At 35.0% G+C, this 18,325-nt stretch carries 11 protein-coding genes; 3 read left to right on the plus strand and 8 right to left on the minus strand.

What is annotated here, in order from left to right; genetic code table 11:
• Positions 1-12: 12 nt before the first annotated feature.
• The 4 genes from def to KO527_RS23580 form a co-directional block, all read right to left on the minus strand.
• Entirely contained in the window at positions 13-519 is a 507-nt protein-coding gene (gene def / locus KO527_RS23565) for a peptide deformylase (protein WP_216042688.1), read from the minus strand.
• A 255-nt stretch (positions 520-774) separates the two neighbouring features.
• On the minus strand, positions 775-3,006 hold the full coding sequence (locus tag KO527_RS23570; RefSeq protein ID WP_216042689.1) for a hypothetical protein: 2,232 nt from the start codon (positions 3,004-3,006) through the stop codon (positions 775-777).
• 1,360 nt (positions 3,007-4,366) lie between these two features.
• Complete coding sequence (locus KO527_RS23575; protein ID WP_216042690.1) at positions 4,367-7,126, minus strand: collagenase; 2,760 nt, start codon at positions 7,124-7,126, stop codon at positions 4,367-4,369.
• Positions 7,127-7,958: 832 nt separating this feature from the next.
• Complete coding sequence (locus KO527_RS23580) at positions 7,959-10,121, minus strand: winged helix-turn-helix domain-containing protein (protein WP_216042691.1); 2,163 nt, start codon at positions 10,119-10,121, stop codon at positions 7,959-7,961.
• Between the two features lie 186 nt (positions 10,122-10,307).
• Here KO527_RS23580 and KO527_RS23585 point away from each other — a divergent pair, with 186 nt between their 5' ends.
• Positions 10,308-10,730, plus strand: coding sequence for a BLUF domain-containing protein (locus KO527_RS23585; protein WP_216042692.1), 423 nt, complete (start codon positions 10,308-10,310; stop codon positions 10,728-10,730).
• Between the two features lie 4 nt (positions 10,731-10,734).
• Here the strand turns inward: KO527_RS23585 and KO527_RS23590 are convergent, their stop codons facing one another.
• Positions 10,735-11,478, minus strand: coding sequence for a hypothetical protein (locus KO527_RS23590; protein WP_216042693.1), 744 nt, complete (start codon positions 11,476-11,478; stop codon positions 10,735-10,737).
• Between the two features lie 78 nt (positions 11,479-11,556).
• Positions 11,557-13,926 (minus strand): aryl-sulfate sulfotransferase, encoded by a 2,370-nt coding sequence (locus KO527_RS23595; RefSeq protein WP_216042694.1) that lies wholly within the window; start codon positions 13,924-13,926, stop codon positions 11,557-11,559.
• 314 nt (positions 13,927-14,240) lie between these two features.
• Here KO527_RS23595 and KO527_RS23600 point away from each other — a divergent pair, with 314 nt between their 5' ends.
• Complete coding sequence (locus tag KO527_RS23600) at positions 14,241-14,675, plus strand: energy transducer TonB (protein ID WP_216042695.1); 435 nt, start codon at positions 14,241-14,243, stop codon at positions 14,673-14,675.
• A 56-nt stretch (positions 14,676-14,731) separates the two neighbouring features.
• Here KO527_RS23600 and KO527_RS23605 read toward each other — a convergent pair whose 3' ends face one another.
• Positions 14,732-15,886 (minus strand): anhydro-N-acetylmuramic acid kinase, encoded by a 1,155-nt coding sequence (locus KO527_RS23605; RefSeq protein ID WP_252734058.1) that lies wholly within the window; start codon positions 15,884-15,886, stop codon positions 14,732-14,734.
• An 85-nt stretch (positions 15,887-15,971) separates the two neighbouring features.
• On the opposite strand from KO527_RS23605, the gene KO527_RS23610 reads away from it, so the two are divergent.
• On the plus strand, positions 15,972-17,777 hold the full coding sequence (locus KO527_RS23610; RefSeq protein WP_252734060.1) for a glycoside hydrolase family 3 protein: 1,806 nt from the start codon (positions 15,972-15,974) through the stop codon (positions 17,775-17,777).
• Positions 17,778-17,859: 82 nt separating this feature from the next.
• Here the strand turns inward: KO527_RS23610 and KO527_RS23615 are convergent, their stop codons facing one another.
• Entirely contained in the window at positions 17,860-18,300 is a 441-nt protein-coding gene (locus KO527_RS23615) for an Hsp20 family protein (protein WP_216042696.1), read from the minus strand.
• Positions 18,301-18,325 lie beyond the last annotated feature (25 nt).

Consider the following 18,325-nt stretch of genomic DNA (forward strand, 5'->3'; position numbering starts at 1 on the left):
GCTACTGCTCATTTAATATTGGCTTGATTTGAGGGTTTTATTGACCTTTTTTAAAGCCATTTTACGCTTTAAAGGTGAGAGGTAGTCAATAAATAGTTTGCCTTTTAAATGATCGATTTCATGTTGTAATACTATTGCCAAAAAATCATCAGTTTCTATAGTGACTTCTTTACCTTCGCGGTCTAAACCTTGCACTTTAACCTGAGTAAACCGTTCAACATCTGCATAATATCCTGGCACTGATAAACAGCCTTCTTGGCCTTTTTCAATGTTTTTACCACTGATCACTTCTGGGTTGATTAATATTAAAGGCTCATTTCGCGCTTGTGAAATATCAATGATAATAATTGCTTCACTGTGACCAACTTGCGTAGCCGCGAGTCCTATACCATCGGGTGTGTCGTACATAGTCTCTAACATGTCGTCTATTAAACCTTGTACTGAATCAATATTACTTATTTTTGTTGCTTGCACTGTTAATTTTTCATTTGGTGCTTTTAAAACTTCTAAAACGGCCATTTTACCTCAGTTGTTAAATCTTAATTGCCTCGCATTTTTTTACGATACGCATATAGGCAGCTAAATCATGCGATATGACCCAAAGAGTACATTTTTATTTATTTAGAAACAATTACATAGAGAACATAATATCGATTTTTTGCTAAAACCAGCCTGATTTATTAAAACACACCTGTTTGGTATCTTTTTTTATCTAAAAATAAGGGTGTTGATAAGCAATTATCAACACCCTTACTATCTTACCAATCACTTAAATTAATGTATGGTAACTTGTACATCTATCCAAGCGTTTGCGGTACCTAAGGTACCTCCTGTTTCTACTGGATAAATGCTAAAGCCATTCCAGGGATCAATAAAAGATTTATTAATTTGTAATGGCGCGTCATTAAAATCTTCTAACGCCCAATTAGAACTTCGCGAATTAGGTGTAGAGTCGAGCAATAATGAATTATGGTTGTACCAAGGCGCAGCATTTTCATCCATATAGTTTTGTAAATTGATTAAAATACCATTTTTTAATAACGGCGTACGTAATTGAAGATCGGGAGACGTATTTACTTCACTTTTTTGCATCGTACGATATTCAACCCAATAGGTTTTATCGCCATCACCCGATTTTATTTTAAGACCAATTGGACCAGGTGCATTGTGCCCTGCAGCTGTGCCATGATTAAACGTATAAATTCGGTATTTTCCAGATGTTGTGACCGTTGGTACATCAGATTCGGTGATCCAGTTGTTAAAATATCCTTTATACATCAGGTTCATTTCTTCTAATGAATGTGCTCCCATGCCCATTAAGCCAAACACATTACCATAGTTTGTAACTGTGTCATTGCTATTACCATTTAAAATGCTGCTACCTGCTTCGATAGACATTGAATGATGTAAACCAAGCGCATGACCAGTTTCGTGCGCAATTGTGCCAGCTTTGTATGTATAAATTTCCATTAATGGTGGACCTGCTTGCGAATTAATAAAGTAACTCGCTTCTGTACCTACTGGCGGAGCAGTTACCATAATAATAGTGCCATCGCCTGGAAAATTAGGATCAACACCCGCATTCACTAGTTGTTCTTTATATCCAGGATTCCATTTCGTTTTATCATAATTATAATAATCATGATTATTAGGCATGGTAATTTTTGACTTGATCTCCCAAGTGAAATCAAATTTACCGTAAGATTGCTGTGTAAAATAATCTTTTGTTTTTTGCATTTCTTCATTAATTTGCGCATTAGTGAAGGCTAGATCTTGATCTGGAAATCTGATTGGATATACCAGTACATGAACACCATTGTAATCATATCCATCATTACCTGGATCAACTGCACCCGGTGTTACACGACAATTGGTTGCGTTAAAATCTGCAACAACACTGGCGCCTTTAAATAGCCCTTCTAAATTAACATTATTCCAACCATTTTTAGGCTGTGTTAAAACTACACATTCAGTGTTGCCAACATGCGATGAACGAATACTGTCATCACCTGCACGAGGCCAACCGTCAGCACTTGCTGCCAATGTTAAATTACCCAATCCATGTGCTGAACTAAATGCGATGCTAGACACGTCTAAATTAAATGTTGAAACACTAAAGCCATACTTTTGTGAAGCAGCAGGGACACACACTGGGACACCATCTGTTAATGAACTTTCTGTTGTTGGTGATTCTGTGGCACAAATATCATTTAATACATCAGGGTTTGGAGTAGGATCAGGATCTGGGTTAGTTGTACCAGAATCAGTTGTTTGCACAGTCACCGTATTGCTCCAGCCCGACTTATGCGTAGTATTTTGTGCAAACATAGTGTAATAATAGGTTGTATTTTCAGCTAGACCACTATCTGTGAAGTTTGTTATGTTTTTGTCAACTGTCGCGATAGCATGCCATGCATTACCGGGGCTAGAGCGTTGAATTTCAAAACTGTCTTCATTATTTGAGTTATCAGCCCAAGTTAAATCAATGTTTGTTCCATTTGATGATGCTGCTAAGTTATTGGGTGCGGTCAAAACACCGGTATTATCACCACCATTACCGGGATCAGCATTATTAGTACGACAAGATGTAGCACCAAAATCAACTGCAAGCGATGCATTGTTACGATCACCTGACACTGCAATCATTAACCAGTGCTGACTTGGATTACTGATAATGACACATTCTTGATTTGTGCCTGAGGTGATAGAACGATATGCAGTACTATTGGAACCCGTATTAGGCCAACGTCCTAAATCTACATATAAACTCAAATCTCCTTCACCATGAGCTGCACTGATTGCAACGCTATTATGTTCACTAGCACCGCTTAAACTTAAATATGCCGTACCATTATTACTGACACAAATAGGCGTGCCATCACTAATTGAAGTAAAAGCACCTTCAATTGCACACATATCTGGTAAATCTGCCGCGAAGGCATTGTGTGATAACAGTATTAAAGAGCCAAAAAGACCTTTGGCTAGTTTTGACGAGGGTCGTATCATATTATTGTCCACCTTAGAGTTTATTATAATTTTTAATGCTTCAGCAATTAGATAAACGCAACAAAAACAAGTAAGTCACATAAATGCTACATAAACATCACAAATAAAACTAATTTGAATACAATATACGGTCAAATTTTTATTGATTATTTTTTGAAGAAAAAGTCAGATTGTAAATTAAACTGTAGTGCCAAATATCAATTTAAGTTAATTCATTTTTTTATACTTTAAAACAGTGTATTACGGTTATTTTTAACAGTAAATATTTCGGTTACATGATATCAAATGACAAAACATGATAACGCATGGTAAACAAATAGGAACAAAGGTTTTAAAAAAGGTATTTATGCTCAAAAATTATTTTTAAACTCGATATCATAACATCGAAATATTTCAGTTTTAGTTATCAAAATACCTAGCGTTGTAGGTCAGGATTTAGCCTGACTATTTAAAAGTGATATTAGACTTATGAAAGTATTAACCAATCCAGAAAAGCTAAAGCTTCTCCTACAAGTATGTGCTAATTATTTAAGAAGTATGTTGAAGTATTGTAAGAGCGAAAATTTATGCTGAGCTATAAAAATAACTAGCGCTGTAGGTCGGGCTTAAGCCTGACTATTTAAAAGTGATATTAGACTTATGAAAGTATTAACCAATCCAGAAAAGCTAAAGCTTCTCCTACAAATACGTGCTTAATATTTAAGATGTATGTTGAAGTGCTGAAAGAACTAAAGTTTATGCTGAGCTATCAGAGTAAAGGCTTTTTAGGCCGGGCTTTATACCTGACTATTTAAATATGATAGTTCAATCATAAAATCATTGATTAATACTGAAAATCTAAAGCTTCTCCTACTAATACGTGCTTATTATTTAAGATGTATGTTGAAGTGCTGAAAGAACTAAAGTTTATGCTGAGCTATAAAAATAACTAGCGCTGTAGGTCGGGCTTTAGCCTGACTATTTAAAAGTGATATTAGACTTATGAAATTATTAATCAATCTGAAAAGCTAAAGCTTCTCCTAAAAATACGTGCTTAATATTTAAGATGTATGTTGAAGTATTGCAAGAACTAAAGTTTATGCTGAGTTATAAAAATAACTAGCGCTGTAGGTCGGGCTTTAGCCTGACTATTTAAAAGTGATATTAGACTTATGAAAGTATTAACCAATCCAGAAAAGCTAAAGCTTCTCCTACAAATACGTGCTTAATATTTAAGATGTATGTTGAAGTACTGAAAGAACTAAAGTTTGTGCTGAGCTATAAAATAACTAGCGTTGTAGGTCGGGCTTTAGCCATAAAAAAAGCTACTTTGTTCACAAAGTAGCTTTGGATTTCATGCTTTGGGGAAGCAAATGAAATTTTATTTAAACTCGATTGTTACAGCCATACCGCTTTGCTGACCAACAATACTAAAGTATCTATTACCCGAACCTGGATTGTTAATTGTAATAGACTCAGTATTACCAACAGTATCTGATTTTTGATGATAGCTGCTTTGTGTCGCCCAATTACTTGAACTGTAATATAAGTTACCATTCCCGCTACCATGCTCTGTTTTAATTACAATGCTATTGGTACCTGATGGTACGTTGATACCATAGTATGCGATGGCATTGTCCCAAGAACCTGCTGGCACACACATATCTTGATCCGCTTGTACCCAACCAGATGTTGGACCTGTTGTAGCACATGCATCAGTTACAGACCCATCACCACCAGATAAAACCGTAGCCGTAGTTGATGCAGTACCAGTTGCCCCTTCACTATCAGTGACGGTTAAAGTAACTGTGTAAGTACCTGCAGTTGAGTATGAATGACTTGGATTCGCTATTGTGCTTGTATTGCCATCACCAAAGTTCCAAAGGTAAGCATTTATTGGCCCTTCGCTATCAGCAGACCCATCACTATTAAAGTTAACCAATGCATTCGCATTACCTGTATATGGACCATTCACTGAAGCAGTCGGAGCAATATTTTGATCACCTCCACCTGTATTACAACCTGCAGTGTCAAATTCAACTAAAATTGAAGCTGTACCATTTGAGTTTGATACTTTTAGATTACCCCAGTAATTAGAGCCACCCGTTACGTGAATACATTCACTATTACCCACATTAATTGAACTACCGTCATCATTATTAGTGCCAGTAGGCCAATTGTTGTTATCGTAATAGAGATTTAAATCACCTGAGCCATTCGCCGTTTTAATTGTCACACTGTCATGGCCACTGATATCGGCGATCCCTAACCAAATAGTATCAGCATCACCTAAACATGCCGCATCACCTGGTGTTAAATTACCACTTGTTATGCCATTTTCTGTCGCACACATATTAGGTACATTTGTAACTGGTGGCACGCCATCTTTAGAAATAGTCGCAGTTGTAGTTGCTGTGTGTGTTGCACCTTCGTTATCAGTAACCGTTAAAGTAACAGTGTAAGTATCGGCCACAGAATATGTATGACTTGGATTAGCTAAGTTGCTTGTTGTGCCATCGCCAAAGTTCCAATTATAAGAGTCAATTACGCCATCATTATCAACAGAGCCTGCACTAGTAAAGCTAATTAACGCATTTTCTTTACCAATGTAAGCACCATTTATATTGGCAACTGGTGCAGCATTTTGTACATCTCCAGAAATAGAATATGTATTATTACCGGCCATTAACGATACAACGCCTTTACAGGTATTTGATGAATCAACAAATATCATTCTATCGCCATCTTTCCACGTAGTACCTGTATAGCTTTCTCCGACATTTAATGTTGAATAAACAGTATCTGAACGCAGACCCGTAACATAGTTTACCCAACGAACTTCCATTGTTTCATTTGAATTATTAGTTACTGTGACATTAGTAGCTGTTGTGGTTTTGAAATAAGGTCTTTCTAGGCTACAAGCACCAATTTCATTCGCTGCTGGTAAAACATCTGCCACAACGTTGGCTACTTGAGCTGACTCAACAGAAAAATTTGCTGTTTGGCCTACAACACCAACACCAACACATTCTCTATTTTCACTCATCATGATAAAGCGATCATTTTCACGCCAAAAATTATTATTATATTCTTGGCCTTGGGTTAATAATGAAATGGCATCAGTTCCTGCGTCGCCAGTTACATTATTAATCCACATTAACCTTAGTGGCACTTGTGTATTATTAGTGACAGATAGGTTTGATGTTGATGCATCATCGACATAACGGACATACTTTTGTTCAAGAGCACACGCACCAAATGTATCATCTGCAGGCACTGTCGTAGGCGTTGCAACAACCGCTGAAGTCAGTGACGTAACATACGCATTGAAACCATCGCCAATGCGGTTAGCAACTTGTTTTAGGGTACTTCTATAATTTTGTGTATTTCCGGCACGTAATGCGTCAATAATCAAATCATATTCACTACGATGATTTGCACTCATATAATGAATCGCCATATAACCCCATTTATAAAGATCGGGATGACTATAGTCGGCACTAATAATATTATAAAAAGGTGGAATATCTTTATCATCAAGACCATTTAAAGTACGCGCATAATCTGTACCATTAGCGAGGAAATCAGCTAAACCTTCAGCTAATCCCGCATTATATGTAAATGTGCCAAAAGGCCCAAAAACATTATAGCGACCATCTAAGTAATGAATATATTCATGTTGTAGGTTGTAAACTTGACCAGTATAAGCACACGAAAAAGGTACCCAGCTATCTTCACAAATATGTGCAATAAATTTAGCCTGATTACCCGCATTAGCAGGCGTACCTTCTAAGTACATACCGCCATTATCAGTGCTTATGCCAAAATGATCGTTACCATTTGCTTTGTATTGTGCGCTAGATAAGTAAATATAAACATCTAAGCTATCATTATTATCATTTGGTAACGATGAATTCGCATTAGTATTAAAGTAATCGTGAAAAGCAGTATCTGTTTGTGTAATTTCATTACAGCTATTAATTAGCTGCTGTTGAGTTACTCCTGTTTGAGCCCGAAGATTAACTGAATTACACTGATAACTTTCAGTAAATGTTTGATCAATGGTTGCTGCATTAACACTTTGCGCTCCTGATAGTGCAAGTGCAACAGCTGTACTTACTGAGCTGATAATTTTAATCATAAACCTTTTCTCTCTATCAATTTTTATTGAAGTGAAGAACAACGACTTTCCTATGTCTGAAACAATTCTTTTTAGTTTTTAGAAAGTGCTTTTATGTACTTTCAATTTTTGCTCAATCACATAATGGTTTAGATAATCCTTCGCAATATAAAGTAGCTATATGCGTTATCAAATCTACGGCAACTATTCTGTGATGACGTCAAAGAATAAAAACCAATTCACATTTTATACAATATGCAAACATAAAATTAACAAGGTGTTAGCTCGGAGTAAACATCATTTAGGGTCAAAAGATATAAAATGATGATTCGTGATATCAATAGATAAACCAATTTAATGAAAATGCCATGTTTGTAGGTTTCAATTAATGTCACAGGATTTTTAATAGAGGATTTAAGTCGAAAACTTCAATACCATGTGCTGTTGTAACTGTATTTACAGATTAGACATCTTAAACATGCAATTTAAGGGTTTGTATACAGATTTAATAGAAGATGATTAGATTGATACGCTAAATAAGATAAGAAAGGACGATATAAACGCATTATATTAAATCTTATAACTGAAGAGGAGTCGCTAACCTGAGCTGCGGATTAGCGGGTTTGCCAATAACGCTATTTTATCGCCTATCTTCGTTGTTCTAACTCCCAATAGCCTGCTATTGGTTCGTTAAAACGCCTTGATAATCACTAAAATTTCGTCACTGGATCGTTTGATAAATAATAAGGTTTTATTTCAAATAGTTACAAAACTCTTATCCAAACCTCAGGTTAGCTAAAAAGTAAGATACCACATTGAATGATATCGGTATTTATAAGATAACAAGCGTGCTTTATTCTATTAATAATAAACTACTGTCATTATCATATGATTGGATTAAATAAATATATTGTTCATCATCGCTTAGGACAATATTAGGATAGTTATCTTTACTGTAGATCACCAATTGCGAAGTCTGCGTTTTAAAATCATAATAATAAATCGCATTTTTCCTAATTTTAACTCTATCCATAAAATAAATACCATTCGTAGTAACCACAAAGTCATTAATAGAATGTGGGCTACTGACATAAGTTCTGGATATGAGTTTAGTATGCTTATCTAGATCTCTATTGTAATGATAAATATCATAACTACCATTTTGACTATAATAAAAATCTTTTTCGCCAATATGCATTATGGTGTTCGCATTGTTTAGTGGCGAAAATTCAGTTAAAGGATAACCAGTATGATTCATATTTACAGCTATAGGCTTGTCATGATGCAAACCTGCTAAATAGATAGATTGGTTATTAAATGAAAAACGACCTGCGAATAGGTTTTCACCCTTAGCGCACAATGGCGTATCTTTACCCGTATTAATGTTTATTAACCGGCATGTATTATTCAAAGAGAGCAATGCGCGGTTACTACCTTGATCCCAGCTTAAACTCAGTGGCGCGCTATACTCTGGTTTTTCATTAAAATCAGATAAAATACTTGCTTGCCCATTTTTATATTGCCACAGTTGAACTTGATAATTAGCTTTAATAGACGCAAAAATTAAATCCCCATTCCCTATGCCTTCAATGGCGCGAATAGACATATTATTTTTTACAATCACTTGCGCAACACCATCCCCACCTTTGAGTGGATTATGATGTTTAATAATTTGTGTAGTGAGCGATGAAAGCCCCCAATCTTGTTGCATAATAAATTGTGATTTCCCTGGCACTTTAAGCGGCCAATAACCTATATATTGTTTGTCAGAAATAACCTCAGTCTGTTTATTTCTTAAATCAAATTGCGACAAGAATCCCTGTTCATTAATAAAATATAGGTGTTGGCTATCATCACTAAAGCTGAACCCCGTTCTCATTTCATTACTAGATACATCTGTGACTTCAATATCTCGCGTATTGGTATTCAGTAGATTTAATCGATAGCCAAATGCACCATCAGAGCGCATTAATGCGAGCCATTTTTTATCTGGCGAAATGGCTCCAGTTAAATCACCAAATGAATTTATCGCAGGCGAACTAATTTGTTCAGAGGTGTTTAAAGCGATATTGTATAAATAAAATCTTAACGGTGCTGTTGGCGTTTCTTTGGCGTTATAAAAGAACTCATTATTATTGAGCCAATTAATTGATGGCGATAAATTATGAACCGATAGTTCAATTCTGCGTGTGGCGTTTTTTGCAGTTAAACTATTTGAATCAAATTCAGCAATGTAAATGCCTCTAGAATCAGCTTGATATCGAATAAAAGCGATATACTTTTTATCTGGCGAAATACTAACAAAATTATCATTACTTAATGGGTCGTCTAACACTTTTGTTGAACTTGCTAAGTTATTCATGTGACTGGCATATAACTGCCATTTTTTATCTCTATTAACCCGATTAGCATAAATTAAAACTTGACCATCTTCACTTAGGGTTGGGCTTTGCTCTCGCCCCTCATGTGCAGTTAATTTTGTGATCTGATGATAATTAATAGGAATGAAAAATTGCAGAGCAACTAAATAAAATATAAAACTAAACACTAAGACACAAGCACTTATTATCATGACGCGATGATGTGTTAATTTAGAAAAATGTGGGGCTTTAGCAGTAACATTTTGCACGCTGTCACTATCTGTAACATTTGCATTATTATCTTGAATGCTTGCTTGCTCAAGTGTTTGACTGATCTGACCATTTAAGCGATATCCATTACCATTAGTACCTGTTACCGTATGAATATACTTATTATCTGGATCAAGTTTTGCCAACGCACGACGTAAACTATAGATATGATTATTGATAGTATGATCAGCTGTGACCTCACTGTTCCAGACATGCATTCGTAATTCATCTCTGGTAACCAACTGACTTTCGTGGCTTGCAAGGTAAGATAAAATTTTCATAGCCATTGATTGAATTTCAATAGATTCAGCTTCTAAACTTAATGTATCAGTCGCTGGTGCAACGGTTAGTTTTGAAAGTTGAAATGTTTTTTGAACATCTATCATTGTGTAATACGATTACCTCTCACAATTTATGAAATACAATATACACACCAAAATAGTGATTTAACACATTTATTTAACAAACTTATTACACTTTTTTCTTATAAGTTATTAGTCAATTTTTGTTTTCAAAAATTGCATATACCTATATCTCAACTAAAATCAGTTATATATTCATTTGGAGGTGTTATGTTTTTAGTCCGTATAGTTTATGCCAGTACTATCAGTGATGATTTCCAGGCCGAAGATATTGATAATATTTTACAAAAATCGAGAATAAATAATGCAAAGAAACATGTCACTGGATTGCTATGCTTTAATAGGAATTTTTTCCTTCAATGCCTGGAAGGCTCGCGTACTGAAGTGAATAAAATCTATCATAGGATCTTAAATGATCCTCGACATAATAATATCACCTTATTGAATTATGAAGACATCACTGAAAGGGAGTTTTCAAATTGGGATATGGCCTATTTACCAATTTCAGACGTTATTTCGCCTTTAATTATCAGATATTCGGGAACGAAGGAGTTTAACCCTTACAAAATGTCTGGTGAAAGTTCACATCGACTTATGATCGATTTACTAAAATATTTACCAAAAGAAGAGTAAAAGGTTATTCTTTTACTTTTAACGCAAGCGCAACGTGATCAGATAAAGATAAAAATACCTTTCTTGCATTTTTATGGTTAAGTTCAGAATAATCTAAGTTTTTTAGTGCTTCGTTCACATTTACAGAAATCATCAATGATAGCGTATTGTGGCTAGGTGGTATGTCTAAATTAATAGGAAAGTTTTTACCAAACGCATAATCTGATTTTGCAATTGTATAAACGATATTTGTATTAGATATATCTTTATTACCTTCGATAAATAAGCTGGAGCTTTTGATTTCTGGCAGTAATCCTAACTTTCCTGGCACTTTACCTAAAGTGTAATTCATCTGGCAGTACTTCGCTTTTGGCAATTTGTATACACCCAAATTAATCACATTATTTACTAATAAATTATGGCGTTGCTGAACGGGAATTTGTGTCGGCTTAGTAAAGCTCACGCCATGATTAGCATTAGCAACAGGTATTAACCAAGATAATAAACTTGTTTTATTATCCATTTGAGGTTTTAAATTAATTTGTGGACAGGCGATTAACTCAAAACTAAATGAAGAGAGATAAGCTTGGGTTAACTTAATAAACTCTCCATTGTGTGTTTTTAATATGTTATTTACTGCAGGGATCTTAAGTGTCACTTCTACTTGTGTAAAGTCATCACCATGCGCGAGTGCTAAATTATTGCTCGCTAAAACCAACCAGATAAAGCTAAGTTTTAACCATATATTTTTAAAAGTTTTTATATTCAAAACTAATTTCCCTAAAGCGAGATCTATTTTTTGAATCCAAGTAATAGATCTGACTTATTAAATTATAAACAGCATTAATTAAGGGTTAAATCTCGCGTTATTATCAGAGACCAAATGGGTAGGCCCTTTGTAGCATGCCATATAATATGGCCATTCATCAGTTGCGTAATAAGCGTAACTTCCATCGGGCCGAGTCATGCCATTACATTCATCTAATGGGCTTAAATCAGCATCATACTCATGGAAGTTCCAAGCATTTTCATTTGAATAATCGCCCGTTCCAATATATCTATAGCTGCTATTAACCTTAACCGTGCTATTACAAGTATCATCAGTACACTCCCAAGGTGACATAATTGGAAAGCCATCTAATGCATAAGCCAACACTACTCCAGGTGTTTGTGCTGGTAATAAAGACTCAGCACCTCCAACGGTTTCCCACTCAAAAAAGCATTTAGCACGCTCGTGAAAATGATATTCCCGAGTATGACCACCACAATAGTTTAATAAACCATCAGTTACAGGGTTTGCATAATTATCTGCTGAATTTTCATTTGGACCAAAAATTTGCAGGCCAGTTACCGTTACTGCAATTGGGCCCAATAATGGTAGTGATACTTGTTGTGATGTTAAGCTAGGGTTTCTTGGAATAGTCCAGTTTTTATTTATTGTTGAAGGAGTTGCACTACCTTGGCCTAAGTTGATCCAATCAAAATTGGTTGCACCGTTACTGCTTACATATAAAACCTCATCATCACATGTCACACTTAAGGTAGGCTTTAATGCATCACCAAAAAGGTCAGCGTTGGAATTACCGTCTAAATTATAATCAATATAATTATCTGGATTATTAGTATCAACAAAATGTATTGCTTCACTACAATTTGCGGTGTCTAATGGCGTATTATTATCATTGTCAGGTATTTGAATCTCTGAAGCTGCACCTGTTAAAAAGGTTTGCCACGTAATGCGTTCTGCACGATAAATAGCTGTATTTTCGACAACCATTTCCCAAACAGTATTTGATGGTAGGTTTGGTGTTACTTCACTGATATGTGCATTATTACTACTTCCAGGGCCCCCTGCATTAATTAGAATATTACCATTTGATAGCTCATCTACATCTCCCAAAGATTGTGTATATTTAGGTATGATGTATTCCCAGTTTTGTTCTGCAGTCATTTCATTGGTATTAAGGTTATAACGCACCGCCCTACTGTTATGAATACTACCAGCCAGTTCAGATTCATTACGATTATCAAAAATTAAAATATCACCCAAACTTGTGAACATAGCCGCATGCTGACTTGCCATCCAGCTACCAGTAGTTAATGCGAAAAAATTAGCAATATAATCAGCTGACGTATCTTTATCATCCCCTAAAATCCAGAGTATACTGCCCGTTTGATGATCAATATTAACCACCCAACTTTGCGAACGACTTGATAATAAAATTGTATCGTCATGAGCATCATAAAAAAGGGCGTTTGAATGGGTCCAATCTTTTTGACTATTATTTACGCGGTTTGCTAATACACCAGGAAACCTCTCCGTATCCATATGCTCTATTGATGACCATTGCCATACGGTATTGCCTTGCTCATCAAGCTCAATAATTTTATCGCCTTTAATTTGTTCATTATTGATAGTGGCAACTTCTGTGGTCAGTACTAATAAATTACCATTACTTAGCAAATTCACATCATGATGATATGTCGGTAAATCATAAGTTTTTAATATCTCACCTTTAGTGTTGATTATCCAAACTGCACGTGTGAGCAATAACATTAATCGACCATCACCGAATGACTTCACAACCGGAGATGTAGACATAGGAATATTATCACCATGTAAATACCATACATATTCGCCGTCTCCATCTACACCATAAAAAGTAGATGCGCCTTCGGTTGCAGCAAAAAAAGTAATGCCATCAAGACTATTTTCTTCATTTGTTAAAACTTCAACTAATGGCGCGTCAGCAGGTATATCACCAGTGGTATGTGTCACTATATCTGATTCAGACACTTGATTATTAGTATCTGTAATAATGGCTTGCAGTTTATATTGGCTATTTGCTCGCATTCCAACAATAGTAAAAATGTGCTCTTTACCTAGCTCGCTTTTAAGGGTCTGTTTAGCTGTTGTATTATCAGAACTAAATTCGATGATGACTTGAGCGTTTTCTTCAGTGGTAACACTCGCGATTGCCATTAAATTATTTTCGCTATGAGCAACAACACTTAAACTATTATCAGAAATTGGCGTTTCATTATCATTGCCAGTGCCATCTCCTGAACCATCATCAACAATTGGGTCAGGTACTATAACAATGTCTTGTTCTGAAGAAGATCCTCCACCACAGCCAGTAATTACAACTAGCAAGATTACATATAGTAATGATCTTCTGTAGTCATTTATCATCTGATTATTAGACTTTTCAAACAAAATACTTCCCCTAAATTACTTTAAATTTGTTCAATTTAAATAAAAAATTCATACAACAAATAATGTGAATACTCGTTAAAATAAATTCACTTGAAGATATAAACGCTTTAAAAGTAATTTGGTTGACACGACACTTTTATTATAAAATTCACTCAAAGGTATGTGTGGTTTGAATGAAAAATCATAACCCCCTTATTCAAACGTCCCATATAAACACAAGTTTGCTACAAGTTAAAAATACTGGTAACTTACTAATATAATGGAAAAAGAATTATAAATAACCGCTGAAAAAGTCAGTTTTATAAGGAAGATTAATGAAAAAGATATTAGGGCTTATACTTTTGCTACCATGTTTGAATGTAAATGCAAAAAATATATATGCGGATGTAAACATTACTCATATCACCCCAATAAAAGAAGATGCAATTTGGACGCGTAAAAAACAAGTTACACCAAAATACCCCATGAAACTCGCTAAATCCGGCATAGCTGGCTGTGGCATATTTAAAGTAGTCGTGGATGAACAAGGAGAAACTGATTCGGTTGAATTGATCTCAAGTATCCCTAAAAAAGTTATTTTTAAACCGAGCAAAAAAGTAATTAAAAAATGGAAATGGATTAAACCTGACAATGCAATTGCTAAAGCAGAAGAAAAAACAATTCGACTAGATTATTGTATGGGTGGAGCAAGTATTGAAGAGGCCCAAAAACGGTGTCAAAGTCATGCAAAGTTGAGTTGTAGTGTGTAAATATGTCAATTAAATTGAAAGAAAGCGATTAACGCTTTCTTTACTCATTATTAATTTTAAAAACTATTATAAATACGTGTAATTGAGCCACATATTTCAGCTCGTCTTGCCCCAGTTACTTGAGGGTCATTACCTGATAATCGATTTATGCACCTATGGGCTAACCAAGCAAACGCCATTGCCTCCATAAAATCACCACTTATACCCACATCATCAGTCACTTTAACTTGCCAATTGGGTAATGAGGTTTGTAAATATTGCATGATTGTTTTATTTTTAGCACCACCGCCGCATACCAAAAGGCTACCGAAAGGTAAGTGATTAATCGCTTCCATTATGGGTTCACAGGTTAAAACTACAAGTGTTGCCATAATATCTGCATCTGATATTTCGTGATTATACTGAGTTAATTTTAGTTCTAACCAGTCTAAATTAAACAGCTCACGCCCAGTACTTTTTGGTGCAGGTAAATCAAAGTAAGGTTCACATTTAAGCAACGCTAACAGTTGATAATTACATTGACCTTTAGATGCTAAACCACCATTTTCATCAAACCTTTTACCTGTCACTTTTGCGACCCAACTATCAAGTAACACATTGCCTGGCCCAGTATCAAATCCCGCTAAGGGAGCAGGATTAACGATTGAAATGTTAGCTATACCACCTATATTTAAAAATACTAAAGACTCATCATTAACTTTTGTCATTTGAGATACTAAACCTTGATGAAATAAAGGCACTAAGGGTGCACCTTGACCACCTAATGCAATATCCATAGATCTGAAATCAGTCACTGTTGTAATATTAGTATTTGCAGCTATTTTAGCGGCATCAACCAATTGCATTGAAAAAGCACTATTTCCTGTAGGTTGATGAAAAACAGTTTGCCCATGACAGCCTATCGCAATTATTTGGCTAGCAGTGATTTTTTGATTTTTTAAAAATAGATTAACGGCTTTAGCATAAGCCAAGCTTAACTCGCTTGTGATCTCACCTAAATTTTGCAGTGATGTATGTTGTGTTTCACATAAAGTGAGTACTTTTTCACGTAAATTGTTATCAAATGGAAATTCAGCCCCTGCAACAAAAGTGGTTTTATTTTCTTTAGAAATTGAAACCAAAGCGACATCTATGCCATCAAGACTAGTCCCTGACATGATGCCTATATAATATTTGTTTGTAGAAGGTTCTGTTGTATTGGTCATTTTCATATAAAATAGCAATCTCAAAGCAAGCGATGAATATAAATCTAATTTAGATTTTAGCCAGTTTATGGTTTTAAAAACAGGACTTTAAATGTCAGTTGTCACTGAAAGTAAAATAAAACAACAAAACGTACCATTAAGAGTACAAATTGCGCAAAAGCTCATGATAGATTTGCGTTTTTTTAATGAGAAACCTGTTTCAAGCAGCAAAGATCGTGCGCCTTTAACACTATTACCAGATTCAATTAAAAATTTAATAAAAAAAACGCACTTAGGTGGCGTAATTTTATTTTCAGAAAACCTAGTAAGTACAGAACAAATAATCAAACTGAACCATGATTTACAGCAAGCAGCTGCATCGTCTGAATATCAACTTCCTTTACTGATTTCAGTAGATCAAGAAGGCGGCCGCGTATTTAGAACTAATAGACAAGATACCTCTGCATTCACTGGCAATATGTCAATTGGCGCAACTTATAGTCAACATGGCTGCAAATATGCGGATAAAACCGCTGAAGTTATAGGAAATGAGTTAAACCACTTAGGGTTTAATGTTAATCACGCCCCTACAATAGATGTCAATGCAAACCCGAATAATCCAGTGATAAATGTCCGCTCTTTTGGCGAAGCTCCACAATTAGTTGCTGAACTTGGATTATCGCAAGTCAATGCGTTTCAAAAAAATATCATAAGTACCATAAAGCATTATCCTGGACATGGTGATACAGATGTTGATAGCCATACAGGTTTACCTGTTGTAAAACACGACCTTAAAACAATATATAAAATGGATATCGCACCCTTTAAATATATTATCGAAAATTCAAATCCCGCTATGATCATGACCGCACATATACAATATCCAGAATTAGATAATAGTGAATTTATCGCCAAATCTGGTGCTAAAATGCTAAAACCAGCCACAATGTCACGTATTATGATCACAGATATATTGCGCAACGAATTAAACTATCAAGGCATTGTTATTACTGATGCGTTAGATATGGCGGGCATTGCTGAATTTTTTAATGAACATGACGCAGTGATAAACACATTTAAAGCGGGTGTTGATATCGCTTTAATGCCAATAAAAATTAGAAATACGCAAGACTTAGCTAAGTTAGATTTACTTATTGATGCCATAGTCGACGCGGTAGAAAATCAAGAACTCAATAAACAAGAAATTGAAACTTCTTTTAATCGTATTCAAAAGCTTAAAATAGATTACAAATTAAATAGTGCATTTAATGAAGATATTAATGACTCAATAAATAAAGCAAAAACACAACTAGCTGATCCTCAAAGCCGACAATTAGAACAACAACTGGCGGACGATGCGATTACCTTAGTGTGTGGTGATAGCTATGTATTACCTATTACTGCTAATCACAAAATTCATTTGATCATGCCTGATAAAACAAAGTCTATTGCAATGGAACAGATGTTAAAGTCTCATTTAGGCAATGCAGCATTGATCACTTATACCAATATGAGAGATTTTGAATTAACTCAAGCGCAAGGCCAGATCAAAAATGCAGATATTGTGATCGGAAGCCATATTTCCCCTAAACAAAGTGCAGTTGAAATGGGTGGAATGGATGATTTAACAGCTAACTCAAAAATCAGTGACAATGTGGCAAGTCCACAAAAAATCTATGATTTATTAAAACTTGCTAAGCAATTTAATAAACAAACAGTTTTTGTCAGTTTAAGAACGCCATATGAGATCTCTGAATTTCAAGATGTAGCAGATATTTGTTTAGCAACATACGCTTATAATACATATCATGATTACAATTCAAACTTAATTAAAAGCCCAGCGTTAAATGCTTTATGTAGAGTCTTAACAGGTAAAATATCTGCAAAAGGCACTTTGCCCGTTACTGTGAATCTCTAGTATTAAACACACTAAAGCAAAAAAAGCCCGAATAAATCGGGCTTAAAAATCAGGGGAATAACGAAAAATAAATAATTTAAAATTAGTGTTGTGCTAAGTCCTCTTTGCCGATTTGGATTTGGCGAGGTTTAAGCGCTTCGGGTATTTCTCTTTCTAAATCTATTAATAACAGACCATTTTCAATATTAGCCGCCAACACTTTAACGTGATCACCTAATTGAAATGACTTTTCAAAATCTTGAACTTTAAGCCCTTGATGAACAAATTTAGATGCCGCTTTTTCAGTGGTTTCTTTTGTGCCTTTAACTGTTAATGCCTTGTTTTTAGATTCAATATTAAGTTCTGCATCTTTAAAACCTGCAACAGCTAATGTAATACGATATTTATTATCTTCAAATGATTCGATGTTATAAGGGATTGAACTTGTTTGTATTTCATTACGTGTCGCAGTGTCAATTAAAGAAGTTAATTGATCAAAGCCGATAAATGAGCGGTTTAATGGTGCAAAGTTTACTGTACGCATAAGATTATCCTCATTGAGCGATATT

The sequence above is a fragment of the Pseudoalteromonas sp. C2R02 genome (genome assembly GCF_018860845.1).
Classification (GTDB): Bacteria; Pseudomonadota; Gammaproteobacteria; order Enterobacterales; family Alteromonadaceae; genus Pseudoalteromonas.

Bases quoted from the DNA above. Each gene is read 5' to 3' on its own strand.
- KO527_RS23570 (WP_216042689.1), bottom strand. From the start codon at position 3,006: ATGATACGACCCTCGTCAAAACTAGCCAAAGGTCTTTTTGGCTCTTTA.
- KO527_RS23610 (WP_252734060.1), top strand. From the start codon at position 15,972: ATGTCAGTTGTCACTGAAAGTAAAATAAAACAACAAAACGTACCATTA.
- KO527_RS23580 (WP_216042691.1), bottom strand. From the start codon at position 10,121: ATGATAGATGTTCAAAAAACATTTCAACTTTCAAAACTAACCGTTGCA.
- KO527_RS23575 (WP_216042690.1), bottom strand. From the start codon at position 7,126: ATGATTAAAATTATCAGCTCAGTAAGTACAGCTGTTGCACTTGCACTA.
- def (WP_216042688.1), bottom strand. From the start codon at position 519: ATGGCCGTTTTAGAAGTTTTAAAAGCACCAAATGAAAAATTAACAGTG.
- KO527_RS23605 (WP_252734058.1), bottom strand. From the start codon at position 15,886: ATGAAAATGACCAATACAACAGAACCTTCTACAAACAAATATTATATA.
- KO527_RS23600 (WP_216042695.1), top strand. From the start codon at position 14,241: ATGAAAAAGATATTAGGGCTTATACTTTTGCTACCATGTTTGAATGTA.
- KO527_RS23615 (WP_216042696.1), bottom strand. From the start codon at position 18,300: ATGCGTACAGTAAACTTTGCACCATTAAACCGCTCATTTATCGGCTTT.
- KO527_RS23585 (WP_216042692.1), top strand. From the start codon at position 10,308: ATGTTTTTAGTCCGTATAGTTTATGCCAGTACTATCAGTGATGATTTC.